Source organism: Mycobacterium paraense (assembly GCF_002101815.1).
Taxonomy (GTDB): Bacteria; Actinomycetota; Actinomycetes; order Mycobacteriales; family Mycobacteriaceae; genus Mycobacterium; species Mycobacterium paraense.
The window spans coordinates 139,733-154,813 of the sequence record NZ_LQPM01000036.1; the positions used below are offsets into that span (position 1 = coordinate 139,733).

Consider the following 15,081-nt stretch of genomic DNA (forward strand, 5'->3'; position numbering starts at 1 on the left):
GAAAGTCATCGCTGCCGGCCGTGATACGAGCCGATCAGCATCGCGTGCCTGACGACCGGCTTGGTGGCCAGGCGCTCGGCGAGCCGACGATGAAATTCGCGATAGGCCGCGCAGTCGGCGAACGGGTCGGCGGTCCCATCGAACGCGACGACATGCATAAATCCGATGCCGTCGTCGAACACCAGCACCTGATACTCCATGCCCCCGGCGTCCCGGGCGGCCAGCTCGATCAGTACGTCCTCGATCAGCTCGCGGTTTCGTTGCGCACCCTCGTTGGTTGTGAAGTACTGCACCACAGCAGCTCTCCGCACAGCGATCACCTCCAACCACTACAGAGGTCCAAGCCGGGCCAAATTCATCGCGCAGTCTGCCCCGGCCGCGGCGTCAGCGGTGAGTTTCAGCCGCCCACGGCGGCGTGGGGCCCTGGGCCTGTCAGCTCGTCTTTCGTTGCGGTGCTGTTCCCACGCGCATCAGACGATCCCAGAAATCGTCCAGCTCGACCTGGGCTTGCTGACGAGGCCTACGCGGGTAAAACCGGGCCTCGTCGTAGGTCTCGGGGCAGGAAAATTTATGCAGCCGTAAACAACTTGAGGGCCAGCGCTTTTCGCGGGTGCAATCGAGGTCGACGACAAGGCGCGTCCGACGATCGATCGCGAAGCGATTGCCCTCATGGCTTTCCGTCGTCGGCGCCATTTCCGCATCGAACAAGCCCCACCCGCCGTAGGCCGTCTTCAGCCACACCGTTTCTTCACCACAATGACCGCACGGCGCGATCGTCGATGGTTGCTCCCAGCTCGGCACAAGCCGAAGTGTAAAGAGCAGCACCGACGCCGGCGGTCCGACACGGCGTGTTTCCCCCCGGTTTGCGCACGTTAGTGTGCTTGGGTCGGCCACATCGAAACAAGCCGATAGAAAAGTTGAGCAAACTGATGACCGCAGCTACAGAAGCGTCGGCGCTCGAATCGCGGGTCGGCCACTACTACCGGATGGACGGCACCTACGTCGTCGGACGCGAGAAGGTGCGCGAATACGCCCGCGCGGTGCAGGACTATCACCCCGCGCACTGGGACGTCGATGCGGCCGCTGAGCTGGGCTACTCGGGCCTGGTGGCGCCGCTGACGTTCACGTCGGTCCCGGGGATGATGTGCAATCGCCGGATGTTCGAGTCGGTGGTCGTCGGCTACGACACCTACCTGCAGACGGAGGAAGTCTTCGAGCAGCACCGTCCGATCGTGGCGGGCGACGAACTGCACATCGACGTCGAGCTGTCGTCGGTGCGAAGGACCGCCGGCAGGGATTTCATCACCGTCACCAACACCTTCACCGATACCGACGGCGAGCGGGTGCACACCCTGCACACCACCGTCGTCGGCGTCACGGCCGAAGATGTCGATCCGGCGATCAAGTCCGCCGCGCCGAAAATCATGATGCACGACGTGGACCTCGTCGCCATCGCCGAATCGGGGGCGGGGTATGAGAAGACGGTGCGGCCCGCGGGTGAGGTTCGGATCGCCGAAGGAGGCGCAACCCGCACACCGGGGACGCCGTCCTTCGAGGACGTTCAGGTCGGCGACGAGCTACCGGTGCGCCACGCCCGACTGTCCCGAGGCGACCTGGTGAACTACGCGGGCGTGGCCGGCGACGCGAACCCGATCCACTGGGACGAGGGCATCGCCAAGCTGGCGGGGCTGCCCGACGTGATCGCCCACGGAATGCTGACCATGGGGTTGGGCGCCGGATTCGCCTCCGCATGGTCGGGCGATCCCGGTGCCGTCACCCGCTACACGGTGCGGCTGTCCCAGCCGGCGGTCGTGTCGGCCGCCGAGGGCGCAGACATCGAGTACAGCGGCCGGATCAAGTCGCTGGACCCGGACACCCGCACCGGTGTCCTCATTGTCGGCGCGAAGGCCGGTGGCCGAAAGATCTTCGGCCTGGCCACGTTGAACATCCGCTTCAGCTGAGCTGACGGCCATGGAAAAAGTGGCCGATCGTGGTGCCGCCGGTGAATCGTGGTCGGTGCGGTGCGGTTCCAGAGGGCATACCTGCTGGCGACGATGGCTACCTCCCCGGTCGAGATGTGGCCAAGAACGGCACGGTGCAGGAAGCCGGAAGGGTTTAGGCGGCAGAGCCCGGGCACTCCGCACGGACGCCGAGCACCGGTTGCCGACGACGGCCGTGCCCCCACCCCGCATCCCACGGCCAACGGCCCTTGTCGTCAGCCCACACCAACTGCAGGGCACGAACCCGAGGGCCGAAGAGCGCGATAGCGAACTTCAAATGGACATCGGGGTGCTCGACCTCGACGACCTCGATGAGAAACCTGTCTTTGTAGTCGATATGCATCGCCGGTGCTAGCACCGTGCCGTCGTCGACGATCATGTGGCCAATGGAATTCAGCACGCGACAGGCCGTGTCGGCGCGCAGACCCGTGACCATCAATTCGGGTAGCCCTCGACCGTGTAACCCGACCGTGTAAGCGAACGGCCTGTTCTCGCTCTCGACGTACTGAACCGCCCAACCGTGGTCGAGGATCGTTCCACGCAGCACGTCCAGGTATTCCTCGGTTGTGCCGTCGGGATTGTCGCATTGCCAGCACATCGCAGCTCCCTTTCGTAGTAGTTGCGCACCAGCATGCGCGCACCCTCCGACAAGTTCTCGGACGCAGCACCGCCGAGACCAGGGCATCGGCTCAGGTGTGAGTGCAGCAGTGAGGATGCACCTGGCAGGCGAGATTTCCGCTCACGCAGGCGATTCAAGTCAGCTCCCCCGAAGGGGTATGCCCGACGGTCGACCACCTTGAGCAGAAAGGCCGGATCCTAGCGGGGTCCAGTTCCGCGGGATTGGCCCATATGGGGACGACTTCGGCGTCATCGAACGACATGATCCCGTGTGGCACGAAGGGCAGGCGCGCCAACCGTGCCTGAACGTCATCGGGTCAGTGCCGTGCACAATGCCTACCGCGCCTTGGCCATCGGTGCGTCGATAGGCAGCCGATACCACACCATCCGCATGCGCTGACCGGACGGCACTCGGGTTAGTTGACGTAGGACCGCAGGTCGGCTTCGCCCGCCCGGGCGTTCATTGAAACGCGGCCTCATTCGGACCATTTTCACGAAGCACTTTCGATCATGGTCCTCATCGTCATGCCGATCGCGTGCATTCCCGACAGCGCCGCGTCTCGCAGGTCGGGGTTTGACGCATCCCAGTTGGCGATCACCGCGTAGTCGAACCGGGCGGCGCTTCGCCCGATCGTGCCCACATCTGCCCGGACCCCCGCGTCGGCGCCAGTTTTGTTACGAACAAAGAACTTTCGATCCGAAGGCGCGTGGGCCAGCGGATCGAGCCCGAACGCGGTCGCGACCATGGACAGGTCTACCGATGTTGCCAGCCAGGCGTTTACCTGTTCTGAAACCGCTGGCGATATCAGCTCTTTGCGGGCCAGCTGACCCATAAAACTCGACAACTCGGATGCTGAGCCTGTAGACAGTGTCGGGGGATCAGCGGGGCCGCGGTGATCTCTGACGTAGTCGAGCAGCGCCGTATGGACGAAGCCGAGGGATTCGGCAAGAGCACGAAGCCTGCCCAAGCCCACGCGCTTCAGCAAGACATTCGTCGCCAGGTTGTCGCTGACGCAGGCAATCAGAACGCAGAGATCCTGGATGGACAATCTCTCGACGTCGAGGTGCTGCCAGATTCCCGAATCGGCGACCAAGAGCTCTGGATCCCGGCCTAGCAAGGTGATGCCACTAAGATCGCCCGCTCCGCATTGCCGTGCCACCTCGACGAGCAGCAGCAGCTTGCCGATGCTCGCAGTCTTCATCGGACGCTCGGCATCGCGGCCAGCCAATTCGTGGCCTGCGGCGTCTCGAATGCACACCGACCAATCGATGCCGGGGCTGGTGCCCGTGACATCGTCGACCGATCGCTGGAGCAGCCCTAGCCCTTGAGACGCGTTGTCGTCCGTCACCGTGCCATGTTGGCGAACCGCGACAGATGCAACTGGTGTGCGACAGTCACCGTCTTGGTCGGGCCGTTACGGTGTTTGGCGAGAATGAAATCCGCCTCCCCGCCGCGCGGATCGTCACGCTCGAACGCATCGGGCCGGTTCAGCAAAATGACCATGTCCGCATCTTGTTCCAAAGAATTGTGAACGCTGATGCCGTTCGCGACGAAATTGTGTGTGCCGCTAACCGTTCCGTCGTAAACGTCTTGGTCGCCGAGGCTGGTGATTTCGACGACCGTGTCCCAGTAGACGTGGTTGGTGGCCAGGTCGTGAATCTCGGCATCGCCGAGGAGCGCGGCGGCACGATGCAGTCGCGCCCTACTCGGTGAGCGCTTCCACAGGGTCGAGCCACAGAACTGGATGCCCATAGCCGAAGCGAACTGGCGATGAGTCATCTCCTTGTCGGAGAGAACCTCTCGGACCCGCGACCAGATCTCTTTCGGCACGGTGTCCAGGTTTGGATTGCGCACGACGCCCTCGAGACGCGACATGACCTCTTGTGCCGCTACTGCTTTCACTCCGTGTACGCCGACATGACGAAGGAACCGTAGCTGGTTCTCCGCACCATAGATGCACAGGTGCCATGAGTCTCGGTAGCCAAGCTTCCGCGCGAGCTTGATTCGCGAGAAGACGCCTATCCGCAGCAGCAATTGGGCCACATCGTCGATGAGGCGCCGGCTGGTTGAGGCGTAATAGATCCGCCCCTGGCCGGCTTTCGCGTCCCACCGCACCGATCCGTCGGTGGCCCACAGGTGACGCAGGAACAATGCCACCTGGTCGTTGGGTGCTCGGAAGACGGCCTCTGGTACGAACTTCTCGTAGCTGCGCTTGCCGAATAGACCGAGACCGTCGAGCCAGGCGGCGATCGGGTTGCGCCGGCCGCGCGCGAGCCGATCCGGGGCAGGCAACCGCAGCGTGGTCACGCGCGCCGCCGGATACTCATCGCGCGCCGCGGTCACGCCGAAGTGCGCGGCCGAGATCGTCACCGCGGCGAGGTTGGCCTCGTCGATCGACGCATAGCGGACCGGCTGGCGCTTCACGCACGACCCGTCGCCGATCATGTGGGCGAGCAGAATGACCTCGGACTCGTCCATCCGCTGCGTGTCGACGGGCTCGGGAACGCGCCGGGGAGCCGCGATGCGATCACCGATCTTGAGCTCCTCCAACGGCGTCCAGCCGTCGAGCTTCATAAAGGGATGGTTGCCGGTCGCCTCGACCTCGCGGCCCGAGGCCAGCCGCAGCCGGAACACCTCCTTGCGGCCGCTCGGGAACACGTTGGTCATCGGCCGCGCGACCATCCGCAGCCGCTCGTCCAGCGACCACACCATGGGCCGCTCGCCGGTACGCAAGAGCTCACCGAACGTGACTTCGGCGCCGGTGTCGGCGCGCAAGATCCGCGTCGCCGCCGTGAGGCATCCCGATTCGCGAAGGTCGGCCAGCATTGGCTTCTTGTCGGTGCGCTGCTCGGGGCCCCGGTTGAGCTGGCTGATCGCGACCACCGGAACCTCCAGCTCCTTGGCCAAAAGCTTGAGATGCCTTGAGAATTCGGAGACTTCCACCTGCCGCGACTCGTGCTTCTTGCCCGACGTCATCAGCTGGAGGTAGTCGACCACGACGAGCTTGAGGTCGGCCTTCTGCTTCAGCCGGCGGGCCTTCGCGCGGATCTCCATCATGGTCAGGTTGGGCGAGTCGTCGATATACAGCGGCGCCTCGCTGATTTCGCTCATCCGCCGCGCCAACCGTGTCCAGTCGTCGTCGTTCATCCGCCCCGAGCGCATGTCGGCGAGCTTGATCTTGGCCTCCGCCGAGAGGAGTCGCATCACGATCTCGGACTTGCTCATCTCCAGCGAGAAAATGACGCTGGCCATGCGGTGCTTGATCGAGCATGAGCGCATGAAGTCCAGCCCCAGCGTGGAGTTATGGGTCGGCACCATTCCCGGACCTGCCAGGTACAGACGCGCTGGATTGTCCACCTCGACGCAGCGCACGGCAACGCTGTCCACGCGTCGAACCGATTCGATCTGCAGGACCGGGGCAAGCAGTGCGGTGGTGACCCCCCGCTCGGCCGAACGCATCGAGGATCCGGCCGCGGCGATGGTGTCCCAACCGCACCGCAATTGAGACGACGTGCGGATGCCGCGAGTGGTAGGCCATTGGTGCTCGGCGTCGGCCACAACGACCGTCCCGTCCGAGAATTCGATCTCGTAGCACGGGTGGCCCAACATGACCCCGGTCGCGGCCACCACTCTGGTCGGGCGCCCGTCGGCGTCGAGCAGCTCGTCGCCGACCGCGACGTCGCCCATCGTCGTCCAGCCGGCCGGGGTGGGCAGCGGAGTATCCAGCGCGAGCGCCTTGCCCACTCCAGGTCGGGCCGCGACGATGATCATCTGCCCGGGATGTAGGCCGTTGGTCACCTCGTCGAGCTCGGTGAAGCCGGTCGGCACGCCACGCGAGATACCACCGCTCGAGGCGATGGCGTCGATCTCGTCCATCGTCGGCTGCAGCAGGTCCTCGAGGGGGACGAAGTCCTCGGACAGCCGGCGATCGGCGACGTCGTAGATTTCGGCCTGGGCGCGGTCGACGATCTCGGCCACGTCGGCGCCCTCGGCGCCGGCATAGCCGTACTGCACCACGCGCGTCCCGGCCTCCACCAGGCGGCGCAGCAGCGCCTTCTCCGCGACGATGCCCGCGTAGTAGCCCGCGTTGGCGGCCGTGGGCACCGTGGAGATCAGGGTGTGCAGATACGGCGCGCCGCCGATGCGCCGCAGCAGGCTGCGGCGGTCCAGTTCGGCGGCCACGGTCACGGCGTCGGCCGGCTCGCCGCGGCCGTAGAGATCGAGGATGGCGTCGTAGATGTTCTGGTGCGCGGGGCGGTAGAAGTCGCCGGGCCGCAGCCGTTCCAGCACGTCGGCGATGGCGTCCTTGCTCAACAACATTCCGCCCAGCACTGACTGCTCCGCGGCGAGATCCTGTGGGGGCTGCCGGCCGAACTCCTCGCTCGGCGGGGTCGAATCCATGCCAGAGGTCACGTCATCGACGACCGCCATGCACTCCCACCTCCCCTATCACGAGTACCCGAACATACATTCGATAACCGACGTTCTGAGCTTAAGTCAAGGCGCCGACACTGACCGCGCCGGGACGACGGTAAACGTTGCTGGCCAGTACTTAAAGGGGCCGTTGTTCATAACGCTGTGCATCGTGTGTGCATATCCTTCGACACCTGTGTTGAGCGGGGTGTGGAGAACCTGTGGATTAATTCGAGGCACTTTGATATCTCTGCTGATAAGGGTCGTACAACCCGCCCCGTTTCGTGTGGACAAGAATCTCTACGGCGTGTCGGCGCAGGTTACTGCGTCGGGCGTGTTGGCTTTCGGCCACATTTTCGCCGCGTTACGAGGTGGTTAATGGCCACGGGGGGCAAGGGCCTGGAATTAGTTCGCCAGGCCAGGGGCCCGGCCTGACTTCTAAGTCAGGAGGAAGCGCGCGTCAGGCGCGCAAAACCAGGCGACGGCCGAGCTGCGGCCGCCGCCTGGAGAGAGCAAACGCTACTTAGTTAGCTGACGCCACGACGTCGACGGAAACCTCGACGTCGACCTCCGGGTGCAGGTGCACCGAGACGCGATGTTGGCCGACGGCCTTGATGTGGGCCTTGGGCAACCGGACGGTCCGCTTGTCGAGGTTGGGCCCCCCGGCCTTCTTGATGGCCGCCACGATGTCGCCGGCGGTCACCGAGCCGAACAGCTTGCCCGAGTCCCCCGCCGCGTTCACCGGCAGCGTGACCGGGCCCAGCGCGTCGATCGCGGACTTGATCTCATTGGCGTGCTCGAGGTCGCGCACCATCTTGGTCTCGCGCGCCCGGCGGATCTCGTCCGCCTGCTTCTGCGCGCCGCGGGAGGCGAGGATCGCCAGGCCGCGCGGCAGCAGGAAGTTGCGGCCGTACCCGTCCTTGACTTCGACCGCGTCACCGACCGTGCCGAGGTGGTCGACGTCGGCCGTCAGAATCAGCTTCATCGTTAGTACTTTCCGTTCGTCTTTCGGCGACTAACGCGCCGAAGAGGTGAAGGGCAGCAGGGCCACCTCGCGGGCGTTCTTCACCGCGGTCGCGATGTCACGCTGGTGCTGCACGCAGTTACCGGTGACGCGACGCGCCCGGATCTTGCCGCGCTCACTGATGTAAGTGCGCAGCAACGCGGTGTCCTTGTAGTCGATGGCTTGCTCTTTCTTCGCGCAGAAGACGCACTTGCGCGCCTTGACCGGCTTTTCCGGAGCCGGGCGCCGCTTGTTGGACTTGGCCATGTCTGTCTTTCTTTCCGTTTACTACTGGTCTGAAGTTTGGGGTTAGAACGGGGGCTCGTCGTCGCCGCCACCGAATGACCCCGATGCCGGGGCGCTGCCCCACGGGTCGTCGGCCGGTGCGCTGGCCGGCTGCGCCGGGGCCGGCGCCGGGCGAGAGCCCCCGCCCCCGCCGAAGCCGCCACCCCCGCCGCCGCTGCGGCTGGCCTTGTTGACCTTGGCGGTGGCGTACCGAAGCGAGGGGCCGATCTCGTCGACCTCGACCTCGACCACGGTGCGCTTCTCGCCCTCACGCGTTTCGAAGGAACGCTGCTTGAGCCGCCCGGTGACGATCACCCGGGAGCCGCGAGTGAGGCTTTCCGCGACGTTCTCGGCGGCCTCCCGCCAGATGTTGCACCGCAGGAACAGCGCCTCGCCGTCCTTCCATTCACCGCTCTGCCGGTCGTAGATCCGCGGCGTTGAGGCCACGGTGAAGTTCGCCACGGCGGCACCCGAGGGAGTGAACCGCAGTTCGGGGTCCGCAGTCAGGTTGCCGACAACGGTGATGGTGGTGTCACCAGCCACAATTTCCTCCTCGGTCCGCCTTCACAGATACGTTCCGGCTGAGCCTACGCAGGTCCGACGACACTCGGAACTCAGTGCTTGTCGGTGCGCATCACCTTGGTGCGCAGCACCGACTCGTTGAGGCTCAGCTGGCGGTCGAGCTCGGATACCGTCGCCGGCTCGGCCTTCAGGTCGACGACCACGTAGATGCCCTCGGCGTGCTTGGCGATCTCGTAGGCCAACCGGCGCTTACCCCAGATGTCGACCTTGTCGACGCTTCCGCCGTCCTTGCGGACGACGTTGAGGAACGTCTCCAGGGACGGGGCCACGGTGCGTTCGTCGAGCGTGGGGTCAAGAATGACCATGATTTCGTATGGACGCATGGAAACCTCACCACCTCCTCTGGTCTCAGCGGCCACGGTCGATCCGCGGCAGGAGGGTCGCCTGCGTCGGCAACCGCACCAGGGTACCGGACCCGGGGCCGGCCCAGGAAATCCGCTCTACTGCCGGGCTCGGAGGTACTCGTTCGCCCTCTCCACGGTGGCCTCGTCCGCCTTGGCAAGGGAGCCCGCGTCGAACGGCGGCCGCGGGTCGTATTCGATGAGCAACTGGGCGGCCAGCGCGGCCTCGCGGTCGACCAGGAGCTCGACCAGCCGCAGGGCCATGTCGATGCCGCTGGACACACCCGCGGCGGTGACGAGGCGCTGGGGTAGGTGCTCGACGACGCGCGTCGGGACATAGCGCGCACCCAGCTCGTTGAGCAGGTCCGCGGCCCGCCAGTGGGTCGCCGCGGTCAACCCATCGAGCAGGCCGGCGGCCGCCAGCAACAGCGCGCCCGTGCACACCGATGTGGTGAACGTGGTGTTCGGATGCACCGAGCGCAGCCACCCGCGGATCACGTCGTCGTGGATCAGCCGGCGGGTTCCGATGCCGCCGGGGACCACCACCACGTCGGGGGCGCTGACCTCGTCGAAGGTGGCGTCGCAGGCGACGCCGAGCATCCCGTTCTCGGTGCGCACCTCGCCCCGCCGCTGGCCCACGAACACGACGTCGATCGACGGAATCCGTTGCAGCACTTCGTAGGGGCCCACCGCGTCGAGGGCGGTGAACCGATCGAACAGCGGGATCGCGACCAGGGTCATGGCTGGCCCACCGCCGCTGCTTCGGGGTCGGCCACGGGCACCGGCGCGTCCGCGCGCCGCCGCCCGGGCGGCCGCGGCCGCCGAGGCAGCCAGCGGGGTGGTGCGTCGGAGGCGCGATCGAACGGGCCACCCGCCGGATCGTCCACGCGCCCGCCCCACCGCACCAGGTCCTCCTCCGGGCGATAGATCTGCCGCACCACCAGCGCGCACAGCGCCACGACCGCGATGTCGCGCAGCAACACCGTCGTGGTGAAGAACTGCTCCGGCAGGCCGCGGTTGGGGTTGCCGTACAGGAAGTACATCCTCGGCACCCACACCAGCGCGTCAATCGTCATCCAGGCCAGCAGGATTCGGCGATGCGGCAACGCCAGGACCGCGAGCGGCACCAGCCAGAGCGAAAACTGGGGGCTCCAGACCTTATTCGTCAGCAGGAAGGCGGCGACCACCAGGAACGCCAACTGCGTCAGCCGCGGGCGCCGCGGAGCGGTCAGTGCGACGTACGCGATCGCCGCGCAGCACCCGATGAACGTCACCGCGACCACCGTGTTCAACACGGTCGGCGGCTGCCAGAAGCCCAGCTTGGGATCGAAACCCCGCCAGCCCGTGAACGATTTCACCACGTTGTACACCGAGTCCATGTCGTCGCCGCGGCGGGTGTTGAGCCGGAAGAATTCGGACCAGCCGCGTGGAAAGAGCACCATGACAGGGAGATTCACCACCACCCAGGTCGCGGCGGCCGTCCCCGCGGTGCGCGCGAAGGCGCCGAGGCGGCCGGTGCGGAGGCCGAGTACCAACATGGGACCCAAAAACAGCAGCGGATACAGCTTGGCGGCGGCGCCCAACCCGATCAACACGCCGGCGAGCACCGGTTTGCGCCGGGCCCAGGCCAGCAGACCGCCCATCGCGAAAGCCGTTGCCAGGGCGTCGAAGTTGGTGAAGATCTGAAAGATCAGCAGCGGCGAGGCGGCCACCAGGGCGGCGTCCCAGATGCGCCGGCCCGACAAGCCCGCGGTCGCCCAGACGGTGCCCAGCCAGGCCAAGGCCAACCCGAACGCCGCGATGTTGAAGAACATCACCACCTCGGCGACCACCGGCAGCGGGGCCACCTTGCTGAGCGCGGTGTAGGTCTTGGCCACCGCCATCGACACGTACTGGTAGACGCCGGTCAGCACCGGATATTCCATGTACCGCACCGCGGGCTGCCCGTCGTAGCGGGTCTGGGGGGCGCCACTGGCGTCGGTTTCGATCCAACTCGACTTGTACGGAAACTTGCCCTGGCTCAACAACTCCGCGCCGTAGAGGGGCACCGTGTCGGAGTAGCACAGCTCGTAGTAGGCGCGTTGGTTCTCCCAGTTGGCGACCCGTTGATCACCCGTCCCGGTGCCGGTGCTCTGCAGGCAGGCGGCCTTGGTCGACCAGCCCAGCGCGAGGAAGACCAGCGCGATCAGGAACATCACCCGCACCGGGGTCATCAGGCGGGACCGGCCGATCAGCGCGTGGCGGCCCACGGGGCCGCCAGCGGCCTCGGCGAGCGCCGCGCCCAGAAAGTCGGTGCGGCTTGGGCAGTCGCGGTTGTCGACGCTGCGCAGATCACCCGCCAACGGCTGGGGTGAGATGGTGGCGCTTTGCTGCCCAGCGCCGGTCACGGCGGCGGCGGGGGCGCTTGCGGGCCGCCCGGTGGGACGCCGGGGAATTGCGGCCCACCCGGCGGGGGGTAGCCCGGCTGTTCGCCGCCCGGCTGGTTGCCGCCCGGCTGGTTGCCGACGGGCGGCGGCGGCGCGTTCGTGATCGTCGTGGGTGGGCCGACCGGGATGGTGATGCCCGGTGCCACCTCGATCGTCGGCTGGATGACGCTCACCTGCGGCGGCGCCGGCGGGGGTGGCGCCGCGGGCACGCCCGCATAGCCACCGATCTCGCTCGGCTTGGGGAAGCTCTCGTTGGACGTGCCCTTCAGGGCGCCATCCATGGTCGACTTCCAAATGTCCGACGGCAGTCCGGAGCCGTAAACCTCGGCGCCCGAAGCGGTTACGAGCGGCACGTTGTCTTGGACGGTGCCCACCCACACCGCCGTCGACAGCGACGGCGTGTATCCGACCATCCAGGCATCCTTGTTGGCCTGGGTGTCGCCCAACTGCACGGTCCCCGTCTTGGCCGCCGAGGCGCGCCCGCCGGCCAGGCTGTGGCCGCGTGAGTAGGCGGCGATCGGCTGCATCGCGGCGGTGACGTTGTCCGCGACGCCCTTGTCGATGCGGTTCTCGCCGCCGTTGTCGGAGTTGCCGGCGTCGAAGAGCACCTGGCCCTCGGCATTGACGACCTTCTGCACCAGATGCGGCCGGTGATAGACGCCCGATGCGGCCAGCGTGGCGTAGGCCGAGGCCATGTCTATCGGCCGGGTTTGATACTGCCCCAGCACGATTCCGTTGTTCGGCGGTCCGCCCTTGCCGTCCTCGGACAACGTGTGCGCGACGCCGGGGAAGCTCTTCGCGACGCCGGCCTGGTGCGCGGCGTCCGCGACGGCCTGCGGTCCGCCCTTGAGCTTGAGCATCAGCCGGTAGTAGGCGGTGTTGAGCGAAAGCTTCAGCGCCTCGGCGATGTTGCACGTCCCACAGCTCTCGCCGTCGACGTTGGTGATCTTGATGCCGTCGACGGTGAGCGGTGAGCTGTCCACCTGGTAGCCCAGGCCGATGCCCTGTTGCAGCGCCGCGACCAAAGCGAACACCTTGAACGACGACCCGGTCTGCAGCCCGGCCTGGGCGAAGTCGAAACCGTTGGCGTCCGAGCCGCCGTAGTACGCGCGTATCGCGCCGTTGTGCGGATCGATCGAGACGACGGCAGACCGCATATCGGGGTCCTGCCCGTCGAGGTATTTCGATACCGACTTCTCGGCGGCCTGCTGGGCCTTCGGATCGATCGTCGTGGTGACCTGCAGCCCCTGGGTGTTCAGCGTCTGCTCGTCGATGTTGAAGAGCTCCATCAGCTCCTTGGTCACCTGGCGCTCGATCAGCCCGTTGGGGCCGGTTGTCTGGTATTGCGCGCGAGCCTGCTCGGGCGGCAGGGTGGTCGGGAACACCTGCGCAGCACGGTCACTCGGCGACAGCGCCTTGGTCTCGACCATCCCGTCGAGCACCCAGTTCCACCGCTCCGCGGCGCCCTTGGGGTCCACGGCCGGGTCGAGCGAGGACGGCCGCCGGATGAGCGCCGCCAACAGCGCGCCCTCGGAGACGGTGAGTTGCTCGACCGGCTTGTCGAAGTAGGCCTTGGATGCGGCCGAAATCCCATACGCGCCCCGGCCGAAGTAGATGATGTTCAGATAGGCCTGCAGGACATCGTCTTTCGACCACTCCCCCGACATCTTGGTCGCGATCACCAATTCCTTGGCCTTGCGCATCAGGCCGCTGAACCCGTGTTGGGCCGAACCGACGAGCGCGTTCTTCACATACTGCTGGGTGATCGTCGAGCCGCCCTGCAGGTCGCCGCCGCCGAACAGGTCGTTGTTCACCGCCCGGGCGAAGCCGCTGAAGGAGATGCCCGGGTTCGAATAGAAGTTGCGGTCCTCCGCGGCGATCACGGCCTGGCGGACGTGCACGGGCACCTGGCTGATGTTGACATCGACCCGATTGCCTTCGGGCGGAACAATCTTCGCGATCTCCGAGCCGTCGCTGGCCAGGATCGTCGATACCTGGTTCGTGCGGATGTTGCCGGGCTTGGGGACGTCGACGATGAAATACGCCATCGCGAAGGTGACGATCGGCAACAGCACCAGCGCCGCCAACGTGAGGTAGGCCGCGCGGCGCACCCAGAGCCAGTTGATCTGGTCGACCCAGCTCCAGTCGATCCCGGGCCGGGGCGCCCGGCCCCCGGGGCCGCCTAACCCAGCGGGCGGTGGCGGCGGCGGTGGCGGACCCTCCGGTGGGCGACGGCCGTGCATCGGCGCGTCCCGTCGCGCAGCCGACGCGCCCCGCCCCTCCAGCGCGGCCTTGACCTCGTCGAGCGGGTCACGCTGCGGCGGCGCCGTCGCGGGAGTGTCCAGTGCCGCCTTGACCTCCTGGATGGGGTCGGGCCGGCGCGGTGAGCGGTCGTCGACGACGGGCGGCAGGATCGTGGTCAACCGGTCGTCGGGGGGAACCGGACGGCGGCGGCCGGGCCCTTGCGGCGCGTCGCGTCGATCCGGCCCCGGCCGGTCGGGATCGCCGGGCCGGTCGGTGCTCGCGTGCTTGCCCACGCGCTCAGTCGCTGATTCGTTCAGGTCACTGGGCGACTGGTCGTGGCGCCCTTCGTTACTCAATGGCCGTTCGGGCGCCGTTGCGCGCCGTCCGCGTGCGGGTGCCCTTGGGTGGGCGGACCGCGCCCATCACATACGACTTCACCAGATGGTTCCAGCTGCAGGTCCGGCACACCTCGACCACATGCACGGAGAACTCCTCGAAGCGGGTCGCCAACATCACCAACTCCTCGGCGGTGCGAGCCGAGCCCGACACCGCACCCAGGTGGTCGCCGAATACCCACGAGACCAGGGTCAGCTGTTCCTTCCGGCAGATCGGGCACATGACCTGGCTCTGTTTGCCGTGAAACTTGGCGGCGCGCAGCAAATATGGGTTGGCGTCACAGACCTCGGACACACCGGTGCGGCCCGAGTACACCTCGGCGAGCAGGGAGCGCCGCCGAAGCGCGAAGTCCACCACTTGTCGCTGCAGTCGCACGCTGACCAGAGTACGTGGCCGCCCGGCGCACCGACACGCAACCGCGGCCGTTGCCGGGCCGAGCCGCGGCGATCGGCCGTCGCGTCCAGCGCCGAACCAGGGCCGCGCTTCTACGATCATCGGCGTGGCGAAATTGCCGGGGCCTCCGCTTGCCGCTCAAGCGACGACGACCCGGGCCAAAGACAGCGGCCGGCAGGGCGCCTGCGCGATTCTCGACATCGCACCCAACGACGGCGAGCTTTCCGAGCAAGAGCACCGGGAGCGGGTGAGCGCGGCGACCCCGGGGTCGCTGTCGGCGTGTGTGGCGGTCACTACGGTGGCGGGTACATCGTCTTCGGCGGTGCCGGCACCATCAAGCGCGTGAATCCGCCCTCGTAGCGCCTGGTACCGGGACTTG

The 15,081-nt window shown here is 66.7% G+C and carries 14 protein-coding genes and 1 pseudogene; 2 read left to right on the plus strand and 13 right to left on the minus strand.

Features of this window, described 5'->3' with window-relative positions; all coding sequences use genetic code 11:
• Window positions 1-5: 5 nt before the first annotated feature.
• A complete protein-coding gene (locus AWB89_RS23915) occupies window positions 6-311 on the minus strand; it encodes a hypothetical protein (RefSeq protein ID WP_142282619.1) in 306 nt (101 codons plus the stop codon).
• A gap of 121 nt (window positions 312-432) precedes the next feature.
• Complete coding sequence (locus AWB89_RS23920) at window positions 433-801, minus strand: hypothetical protein (protein WP_241520587.1); 369 nt, start codon at window positions 799-801, stop codon at window positions 433-435.
• Window positions 802-929: 128 nt separating this feature from the next.
• Here AWB89_RS23920 and AWB89_RS23925 point away from each other — a divergent pair, with 128 nt between their 5' ends.
• Window positions 930-1,961: a fused (3R)-hydroxyacyl-ACP dehydratase subunits HadA/HadB gene (locus tag AWB89_RS23925; RefSeq protein ID WP_085177028.1), complete on the plus strand. Its 1,032-nt coding sequence runs from the start codon at window positions 930-932 to the stop codon at window positions 1,959-1,961.
• 154 nt (window positions 1,962-2,115) lie between these two features.
• On the opposite strand, the gene AWB89_RS23930 is transcribed toward AWB89_RS23925, so the two are convergent.
• From AWB89_RS23930 to AWB89_RS23985, 11 genes are all read right to left on the minus strand, one after another.
• The gene (locus AWB89_RS23930) at window positions 2,116-2,598 is read right to left on the minus strand and encodes a DUF4262 domain-containing protein (RefSeq protein ID WP_085177030.1); all 483 of its coding nucleotides are present in this window, start codon (window positions 2,596-2,598) and stop codon (window positions 2,116-2,118) included.
• A 511-nt stretch (window positions 2,599-3,109) separates the two neighbouring features.
• Window positions 3,110-3,967 carry a serine hydrolase gene (locus tag AWB89_RS23935; RefSeq protein WP_085177032.1) on the minus strand — a complete coding sequence of 286 codons (858 nt, stop codon included), beginning with the start codon at window positions 3,965-3,967 and terminating at the stop codon, window positions 3,110-3,112.
• Complete coding sequence (locus AWB89_RS23940; RefSeq protein WP_085177034.1) at window positions 3,964-7,050, minus strand: replicative DNA helicase; 3,087 nt, start codon at window positions 7,048-7,050, stop codon at window positions 3,964-3,966. Before AWB89_RS23940 ends, AWB89_RS23935 begins: the two co-directional genes overlap by 4 nt.
• A 505-nt stretch (window positions 7,051-7,555) precedes the next feature.
• Window positions 7,556-8,017 carry a 50S ribosomal protein L9 gene (rplI, locus tag AWB89_RS23950; RefSeq protein WP_085103451.1) on the minus strand — a complete coding sequence of 154 codons (462 nt, stop codon included), beginning with the start codon at window positions 8,015-8,017 and terminating at the stop codon, window positions 7,556-7,558.
• 30 nt (window positions 8,018-8,047) lie between these two features.
• Window positions 8,048-8,302 carry a 30S ribosomal protein S18 gene (gene rpsR / locus AWB89_RS23955; protein ID WP_068236173.1) on the minus strand — a complete coding sequence of 85 codons (255 nt, stop codon included), beginning with the start codon at window positions 8,300-8,302 and terminating at the stop codon, window positions 8,048-8,050.
• 42 nt (window positions 8,303-8,344) lie between these two features.
• Window positions 8,345-8,863 carry a single-stranded DNA-binding protein gene (locus AWB89_RS23960; RefSeq protein WP_085177036.1) on the minus strand — a complete coding sequence of 173 codons (519 nt, stop codon included), beginning with the start codon at window positions 8,861-8,863 and terminating at the stop codon, window positions 8,345-8,347.
• Between the two features lie 71 nt (window positions 8,864-8,934).
• Window positions 8,935-9,225, minus strand: coding sequence for a 30S ribosomal protein S6 (rpsF, locus tag AWB89_RS23965; protein WP_061557737.1), 291 nt, complete (start codon window positions 9,223-9,225; stop codon window positions 8,935-8,937).
• Between the two features lie 117 nt (window positions 9,226-9,342).
• On the minus strand, window positions 9,343-9,984 hold the full coding sequence (locus tag AWB89_RS23970) for a DJ-1/PfpI family protein (protein ID WP_085177038.1): 642 nt from the start codon (window positions 9,982-9,984) through the stop codon (window positions 9,343-9,345).
• Window positions 9,981-11,630, minus strand: a complete 1,650-nt coding sequence (locus AWB89_RS23975) for a glycosyltransferase family 87 protein (RefSeq protein WP_085177040.1) — start codon at window positions 11,628-11,630, stop codon at window positions 9,981-9,983. The genes AWB89_RS23970 and AWB89_RS23975 overlap by 4 nt, the downstream gene beginning before the upstream one ends.
• Window positions 11,627-14,206, minus strand: coding sequence for a transglycosylase domain-containing protein (locus AWB89_RS23980; protein ID WP_085177042.1), 2,580 nt, complete (start codon window positions 14,204-14,206; stop codon window positions 11,627-11,629). The genes AWB89_RS23975 and AWB89_RS23980 overlap by 4 nt, the downstream gene beginning before the upstream one ends.
• 55 nt (window positions 14,207-14,261) lie before the next feature.
• Window positions 14,262-14,684: a DUF5318 domain-containing protein gene (locus tag AWB89_RS23985; RefSeq protein ID WP_085104460.1), complete on the minus strand. Its 423-nt coding sequence runs from the start codon at window positions 14,682-14,684 to the stop codon at window positions 14,262-14,264.
• A 124-nt stretch (window positions 14,685-14,808) separates the two neighbouring features.
• On the opposite strand from AWB89_RS23985, the pseudogene AWB89_RS27140 reads away from it, so the two are divergent.
• Window positions 14,809-14,988 (plus strand): annotated as a pseudogene (locus tag AWB89_RS27140) (DUF1707 domain-containing protein); the annotation flags it as partial.
• Between the last annotated feature and the right edge of the window lie 93 nt (window positions 14,989-15,081).

Coding starts and splice junctions, on each gene's coding strand:
- rpsR (WP_068236173.1), bottom strand. CDS start 8,302: ATGGCCAAGTCCAACAAGCGGCGCCCGGCTCCGGAAAAGCCGGTCAAG.
- AWB89_RS23925 (WP_085177028.1), top strand. CDS start 930: ATGACCGCAGCTACAGAAGCGTCGGCGCTCGAATCGCGGGTCGGCCAC.
- rplI (WP_085103451.1), bottom strand. CDS start 8,017: ATGAAGCTGATTCTGACGGCCGACGTCGACCACCTCGGCACGGTCGGT.
- AWB89_RS23970 (WP_085177038.1), bottom strand. CDS start 9,984: ATGACCCTGGTCGCGATCCCGCTGTTCGATCGGTTCACCGCCCTCGAC.
- AWB89_RS23930 (WP_085177030.1), bottom strand. CDS start 2,598: ATGTGCTGGCAATGCGACAATCCCGACGGCACAACCGAGGAATACCTG.
- AWB89_RS23940 (WP_085177034.1), bottom strand. CDS start 7,050: ATGGCGGTCGTCGATGACGTGACCTCTGGCATGGATTCGACCCCGCCG.
- rpsF (WP_061557737.1), bottom strand. CDS start 9,225: ATGCGTCCATACGAAATCATGGTCATTCTTGACCCCACGCTCGACGAA.